Origin of the sequence: Rhodococcus sp. A14 (assembly GCF_011603105.1) — a bacterium.
Lineage (GTDB): Bacteria > Actinomycetota > Actinomycetes > Mycobacteriales > Mycobacteriaceae > Rhodococcus_F > Rhodococcus_F opacus.
On the sequence record NZ_JAAOQS010000199.1, the window covers coordinates 1 to 6,529 of the forward strand.

The 6,529-nt window shown below is 67.8% G+C and carries 5 protein-coding genes and 1 pseudogene; 2 read left to right on the top strand and 4 right to left on the bottom strand.

Translation table 11 applies throughout. From position 1 onward, the window contains the following. A pseudogene (locus G9373_RS44260) lies at window positions 1-232 on the top strand (inosose dehydratase); the annotation flags it as partial. 44 nt (window positions 233-276) lie between these two features. Here the strand turns inward: G9373_RS44260 and G9373_RS44265 are convergent. Then, window positions 277-1,329, bottom strand: coding sequence for a LacI family DNA-binding transcriptional regulator (locus tag G9373_RS44265; RefSeq protein WP_007296622.1), 1,053 nt, complete (start codon window positions 1,327-1,329; stop codon window positions 277-279). Window positions 1,330-1,568: 239 nt separating this feature from the next. On the opposite strand from G9373_RS44265, the gene G9373_RS44270 reads away from it, so the two are divergent. Continuing rightward, window positions 1,569-3,038 (top strand): sugar porter family MFS transporter, encoded by a 1,470-nt coding sequence (locus G9373_RS44270; RefSeq protein ID WP_005570683.1) that lies wholly within the window; start codon window positions 1,569-1,571, stop codon window positions 3,036-3,038. A 316-nt stretch (window positions 3,039-3,354) separates the two neighbouring features. Here G9373_RS44270 and G9373_RS44275 read toward each other — a convergent pair whose 3' ends face one another. The 3 genes from G9373_RS44275 to G9373_RS44285 all read right to left on the bottom strand — a co-directional run. Further along, a complete protein-coding gene (locus tag G9373_RS44275) occupies window positions 3,355-4,356 on the bottom strand; it encodes an ROK family protein (RefSeq protein WP_054246322.1) in 1,002 nt (333 codons plus the stop codon). Further along, a complete protein-coding gene (locus tag G9373_RS44280; protein WP_167121142.1) occupies window positions 4,353-5,738 on the bottom strand; it encodes an NAD(P)/FAD-dependent oxidoreductase in 1,386 nt (461 codons plus the stop codon). Before G9373_RS44280 ends, G9373_RS44275 begins: the two co-directional genes overlap by 4 nt. A 66-nt stretch (window positions 5,739-5,804) precedes the next feature. Beyond that, window positions 5,805-6,529: aldehyde dehydrogenase family protein (locus G9373_RS44285; protein ID WP_167121144.1), on the bottom strand; the 725-nt coding region annotated here is incomplete at its 5' end.

Below are 6,529 nucleotides of genomic sequence, written 5' to 3' on the forward strand. Positions count from 1 at the left end.
GGTCCGGGCGGGCGAACTCACCTACACCGAGGCCGTCGCGCAGGGGATGTACACGCCACTGGGCACCGGAGACGTGGATATCGCCGGGGTTGTCGAGCGGCTGCAGAATCAGGGTTACGACGGTTGGTACGTCCTCGAACAGGACACCATCCTCGCGTCGGAACCGGAAGGCGAAGGCCCCGTGCGGGACGTCGTCCGGAGCGTCGAATACCTGAGGAGCATCACGAAGTGAGGCCATTGCCTCTGCGCTGAATCGGGGTGCCGGCGGGGACGCGGCTACGACCGGGCCGGACCGGTCGTGCCGCGCACCACCAGGTGGGGGTCGATCACGAAATCCTGCGGGACGAGGTCCTCGTCCTCGAGTCGCCCGATGGCGAACTGCACGGCGCGCCGCGCCAGACCCTCCGTGTCCTGCCGCACGGTGGTGAGGTCGATCCGCGACAACTGTGCCAGGTGGCTGTCGTCGTACCCGACGATCGAGATGTCGCCGGGCACGTCGACGTGGGCGCGGGTGAACACGTCCATGAGGCCGATGGCGCAGCGGTCGTTGCCGGCGAGCACCGCGGTCGGCAGGCGGTCCTCCGCCAGTAGGGTGTTCGCGGCGGCGACACCTGCGTCCTCGGTGTGCTGACCGGGAATGACGCGAATGTGGTCGGAGAGGTCGTGCTTGCGCATCGCCGCGAGGTACGCGCGACGACGCTCGGGTGACCCCGGGTCCGCTCCGCCGTCGACGTGCACGATGTCACGATGTCCCAGTTCGACGAGGTGGTCGACGGACTGCCTGATGCCCTTGGCGTCCGCGGTCCGCACGGTGTCGACGGCGGTGTGGGGGAGTGCGCGGCCGACGACGGTGACGACGGCACGGTCCGCGAGCGTCCGCAGATAGTCGGCCTCGGACAGCGGACCGAGCAGGATCAGGCCTTCGCACCGGTGACTGAGAAGCGCTTCGATCGCCTTGTGTTCGTCCCGGGCGGGTGCGCTCGCGGAGAGCAGGACTTCGTATCCGGCGGCCTCGGCCTCCGCGTAGATGGTTCCGATCAGGTCGGCTTGGAAGGTCTGGTGGACGTCGATGAGCACACCGAGGGTGCGACTGCGCCCACGGGCGAGCATGCGGGCGGCCCGGTCGAGCCGGTAGCCGAGTTCGTCCGCGGCCTGGAGGACGCGTTCCCGCGTCTCGTCGGAGGCGCCGGGTTTGTTGCTGAAGATCAGTGACACGAGGGTGCGCGACACCCCGGCCCGCGTCGCGACATCGGCCATCGTGGGGCGTCGGTGCAGGCCGGCGGGTAGCCGTTCCGCACCGTCGTGCGCGGTGGCTCGATCGTCGAGCATCTCGATCTCCCTCGGTCGCGTCGTCAGGGACATTCTCACGCATCGCGTCATCTGCCCTTGACACCCTCTGTGATTCACATCATAGTAGGTAACTGAAGCGCGTTAGTGAAGCGCTTCAGTCCAGGAGAGAACGCCCCGTCGGCTGCATCGAGCCGAGCGCACTCGGGCGATATCGACACACGTGAACCGATCTTCCGTGTCGCGATGCGTGAGCATTCCCCAGAAAGGCCATACACCTGATGTCGACAACCCACTCGGCTGCCAGTGCCCGCGGAAGCGGCGGCGCTGCGCGTAACGAGCGCAGTCACAAACGCTTCCTGACCAAGCTCACCGTCATCTCCACGCTCGGGGGACTGCTGTTCGGCTACGACACCGGTGTGATCTCCGGTGCGCTGCTCTACATGAAGGACGAGCTGAACCTCAGCGCGGTCGGCGAAGCCACTGTCGTGAGCTCGCTGCTCTTCCCGGGTGCCGCCGTCGGTGCGCTGCTCGGAGGCCGGTTGTCGGACGCTCTCGGTCGCAAGCGCACGCTCCTCGTCTGCGCGGGACTGTTCCTCGTCGGCGCCCTCGGGTGTGCGATGGCCCCCAACGTGGAGATCATGGTGCTGGCCAGGATCGTCCTCGGTCTCGGTGTGGGCGCCGCCGCCGTCACCTGCCCGCTCTACCTGGCCGAGATGGCGCCGGTCGAGCGCCGCGGTCGGATGGTCACCATCAACGAACTGATGATCGTCACCGGTCAGATGCTCGCCTTCTCGATCAACGCGCTACTCGATCACCTGATCGAGGATCCGACGGTGTGGCGGTACATGCTGGCCATCGCCTCGGTGCCCGCGGTACTCCTGCTGCTCGGCATGCTCGCGCTCCCGGATTCGCCGCGGTGGTACGCGTCGAAGGGCCGGTTCGCCGAAACCCGCAGGACGCTCGAATTGAGCCGCAGCGAGTCGGAGGCCGCAGTCGAGTACGCCAGCATCAGCGTCCACGCCGCCCGCGACCGGAACTCGAAGGTCAGTGGCGCCGTCCACTATCTGCGCGACTATCCCTGGATGCGCCGGATCCTCTGGATCGGCTGCGGTCTGGCCATCGTCCAGCAGGCAACGGGTATCAACACGGTCAACTACTACGCCCCGACGATCCTGGAACAGAGCGGGTTGGGTGTCAGCGCGTCCCTGGTTGCCACCATCGCGGTCGGTGTCACGTCGGTGGTCATGACGATTGTCGGAATCATCCTGCTGGGCTTCGTGAATCGTCGCACGATGCTGCTGACCGGATTCATCGGTGTGGCATCCTCGCAGGCCGCGCTGTCCCTGGTGTTCCTGCTGCCCTCGTCCACCGGCCGCAGCTACATCATCCTCGCCGCGATGATGGTGTTCGTCGCCTTCGTGCAGTGCTTCATCGGAACCTGCGTGTGGTTGCTGCTCTCGGAGATCTTCCCGATGGCCATCCGCGGGTTCGCCATGGGCCTCGCGGTCTTCGTGCTCTGGACGACGAACGCCTTGATCTCGTTCGTCTTCCCGATCCTGAACTCGGTCCTCGGATCCACCGGAACCTTCGGCCTGTTCGTCCTCGTCAACCTCATTTCGGTGTACTTCGTGTACCGCTTCGTCCCGGAAACCAAGGGTCGCAGCCTCGAAGAGTTGGAGGACCGCCTCGGCGCAGGCAAGCCCGACGCGTCGGCTGCGGGAAGCACCGCCGCCGTCGCCACCCACTGATCGCTGGATCTCAGGCACCGGCGCCGCAGCCTTCGGGTGGTGGTGCCGGTGCGTGGCTCGCCTCCCGAGCAGGTCGTGTAACAATTTCGCGTCCTGCTGGTCGTGGGAGCGCTCGATGAGCAGTCGGAGGGCGCGGGGAGGTCTGCACCGATTGTGGGTGAGGTGAGATCGTCGCCTGCACCGCGCTTTTCCGGATGGCAGCGAGGACCGGCAACGCTTCCTCACCGAGGCACGCATGCAGTTCGATGCTTTCCCGATCGCTCACGGCCCGAATCCTCGACCGCGCCCGTGAGTGCCCGACGAGCCCAGAGACTCCTCAACCACGCACGGGGAGCGGAGCTCCGTTCAGTAGTGCGTCCCTGGCCATCGTCGCGGCCCCGATCCGCTGGGCCGATTCGCCGAGTTGGGTTTCCCGGATGCGGGCGAGGGGACGGTGCCCGGAACCGGTTGCGAGAGAGGCGTAGACGTCTCGCGCGTGGTCGAGGAACAGCGGAGCCGAACCGCTGACACCACCGGAAACGACGACGAGATCGGGGTCGTAGACGTCACCGACGATGGCGAGTCCGACGCCCAGCCACCGTGCGAACTCCTCCATGGTGCGCACGGCGAGCGGGTCGCCGTCCCGCGCGGCGCTCGCGATGCGGCGGCCGGTGAGCGATCCCGGGTCGCTCGCGACCTCGCGTGCGAGCACCGTGGAACTCGCCGGGTCGGCGGCGAGGAGCTCGATGGCCGTGTCGACGAGCGCTGTTCCGCTGCAATACCGTTCCCAGCACCCCCGTTTACCGCACGCGCACGGTCTGCCGCCCGGCACCACCTGGAGGTGACCCAGCTCGGGGGCGACGCCGTAACTGCCCCGGTAGAGCGTGCCGTCGATGAGCAGAGCCGCACCGATGCCGGTGCCGATCGCGACCATCACGACATTGCGGCCACCGGCGGCGGCACCGAACCGGTGCTCCGCCCACGCCGCCGCGTTCGCGTCGTGTTCGAGGACTACCGGCAGTCCGAGCCGGTCACTCAGATCGTTCGCGACCGGCACGTTCTTCCACGGCAGGTGCGGGGCGAATCGCACCGTGGTGAGGTCGGAGCTGATGAATCCGGCCACGGCGAGACCGACGGCGGCGATCCGATGACGGGACGCGAGCTCGCGGACGGCACGGTCGAGCGCGTCCTCGAGGGCTTTCGCCGACTGCGGTGTGGGTGCCTGGACGGAGTCGAGTACCTCGCCGGTGTCGTCGACCACACAGGCACGGATACTGGTACCACCGACGTCGATGCCGACGGTGAGAGCGGAAGCAGGCACGGAGGCGACGGTACTCACCGTGCCGAGGCCGTCGCCGCCTCGGGTACCGCCCGGGAATCTTCCCAGGCGTCGAGCCGGTTGATGGCTGTCCTCGCGACCACCTGTTGCTCCGTGACCGCCAGGTGTCCCCGGGTCCTGCCCAGGAACGACCAGGTCCAGGAGATGGCGGTCGCGAGTCGGCTCTTGAAGCCGACGATGTAGACCAGGTGGATCAGGAGCCAGAGCAGCCAGGCGAGCAGCCCGGTCAGTTGGAGGCGGCCGACCTTCGCGACCGCGTGGAAGCGGGAGATCATGGCCATGCTGCCCTTGTCCGTGTATCGGAACGGGGCGCGTTCGGGCTTGTCGCGACCTTTCGGGTGGGCGCGCACCTCCGCGGCGATCAGCTGCGCGGCGTAGCGGCCGCCCTGGATCGCGACCTGGGCGACGCCGGGAAGGCCGTCGCGGTTCATCATGTCCCCGACGACGAAGACGTTGCTGTGGCCGGGGAGGGTGAGGTCGGGTTCGACGAGGACACGGCCCGCGCGGTCGGTGTCGGCGCCGGTCTGTTCGGCCAGTTGCCGGCCCAGCGGGCTGGCTGCGACCCCGGCGGACCAGATCTTGCAGGCGGCCTCGATCCGCCGCTCCCCGTCCTGGTCGCGGACGGTGAGTCCGTCGTCGTCGACGTCGGTCACCATCGCGCCGAGCTGGATCTCGACGCCGAGATCCTCCAGCGTGTCGGCGGCAGCTCGACGCAGTTTGTCGTCGAAGGGCGGGAGCACCGTGGGCGCCGCGTCGAGCAGGATGATCCGCGCGTCACGGGGATCGATGGTGCGGTAGGCGCCGGCGAGAGTGCGGTGTGCGAGCTGGGCGATCTCGCCGGCCATCTCGACTCCGGTGGGCCCGGCGCCGACCACGACGAACGTCAGGAGTCGCGCCCGCTCGGCGGGATCGGTGCTCACCTCGGCGCTTTCGAAGGCGCCGAGGATGCGGCCGCGCAGCTCGAGGGCGTCGTCGATCGTTTTCATTCCGGGTGCGTGCTCGGCGAAATGGTCGTTGCCGAAATAGGATTGGCGGGCGCCCGCCGAGACGACGAGGCTGTCGTACTCGGTGACGGTGGTGCGGCCGCGATGTGTGGAGGTGACGGTCCGATCGGCGACGTCGATCTTCTCGACTCCGCCGATCAGGACGGACGCGTTCTGCTGGTCCTCGAGGACGAGCCGGGTCGCGGGCGCGATCTCACCCTCGGACAGGATTCCCGTCGCCACCTGGTACAGCAACGGCTGGAACAGGTGGTGCGTCGTCCGATCGATCAGAGTGACATCGACGTCCGTCCGTTTCAGGGCCTTGGTGGCGAAGAGGCCGCCGAATCCCGATCCGATGACCACGACCCGATGACGGCGGGCGAGAGAGGTGTCGCTCATGAAGTTCCTTTCGATCGAACGGACTCCGCGCCGGACCGCGGACGGTCCGGCGCGGAGAACCAGTACCTATGCGTTCTGGGGGAATCCGAGGTTGAGTCCGCCGTGGCTGGGGTCGAGCCAGCGGGTGGTGACGACCTTGCCGCGGGTGAAGAAGTGGACGCCTTCGGTGCCGTGGGCGTGGGTGTCGCCGAAGAGGGAGTTCTTCCAGCCGCCGAAGGAGTAGTACGCCATGGGGACGGGGATGGGGACGTTGATGCCGACCATGCCGACCTCGACCTCGTTCTGGAACCGTCGGGCGGCGCCGCCGTCGTTGGTGAAGATGGCGGTGCCGTTGCCGAACGGGCTGGAGTTCACCAGTTCCAGGGCCTCGTCGTAGGAGTCGACGCGGATCACGGAGAGGACGGGTCCGAAGATTTCGTCGGTGTACACGCTCATGTCGGTGGTGACGTGGTCGATCAGGGTGGGGCCGAGCCAGAACCCGTCCGCACCGCCGTTTGCCTGCACGGTGCGCCCGTCGACGACAATCGTCGCCCCAGCGCCTTCGCCGGCGTCGATGTAGGAGGCGACCTTGTCGCGGTGCACCTTGGTCACCAGCGGTCCCATGTCGGAATCGAGGGTGCCGTCGCCGATCTCGAGGGTGTCGGTGCGGTCCTTGATCTTGGCGACCAACTCGTCGGCGATGTCGCCGACCGCGACCAGGGCGCTGATGGCCATGCAGCGTTCGCCGGCGGAGCCGAAGCCGGCGTTGACCATGGCGTCGGCGGCGAGGTCGAGGTCGGCGTCCGGGAGGA

What these genes read in the sequence shown, in the direction of transcription:
- G9373_RS44280 (WP_167121142.1), bottom strand. Translation starts at nt 5,738, where the DNA reads ATGAGCGACACCTCTCTCGCCCGCCGTCATCGGGTCGTGGTCATCGGA.
- G9373_RS44265 (WP_007296622.1), bottom strand. Translation starts at nt 1,329, where the DNA reads ATGCTCGACGATCGAGCCACCGCGCACGACGGTGCGGAACGGCTACCC.
- G9373_RS44270 (WP_005570683.1), top strand. Translation starts at nt 1,569, where the DNA reads ATGTCGACAACCCACTCGGCTGCCAGTGCCCGCGGAAGCGGCGGCGCT.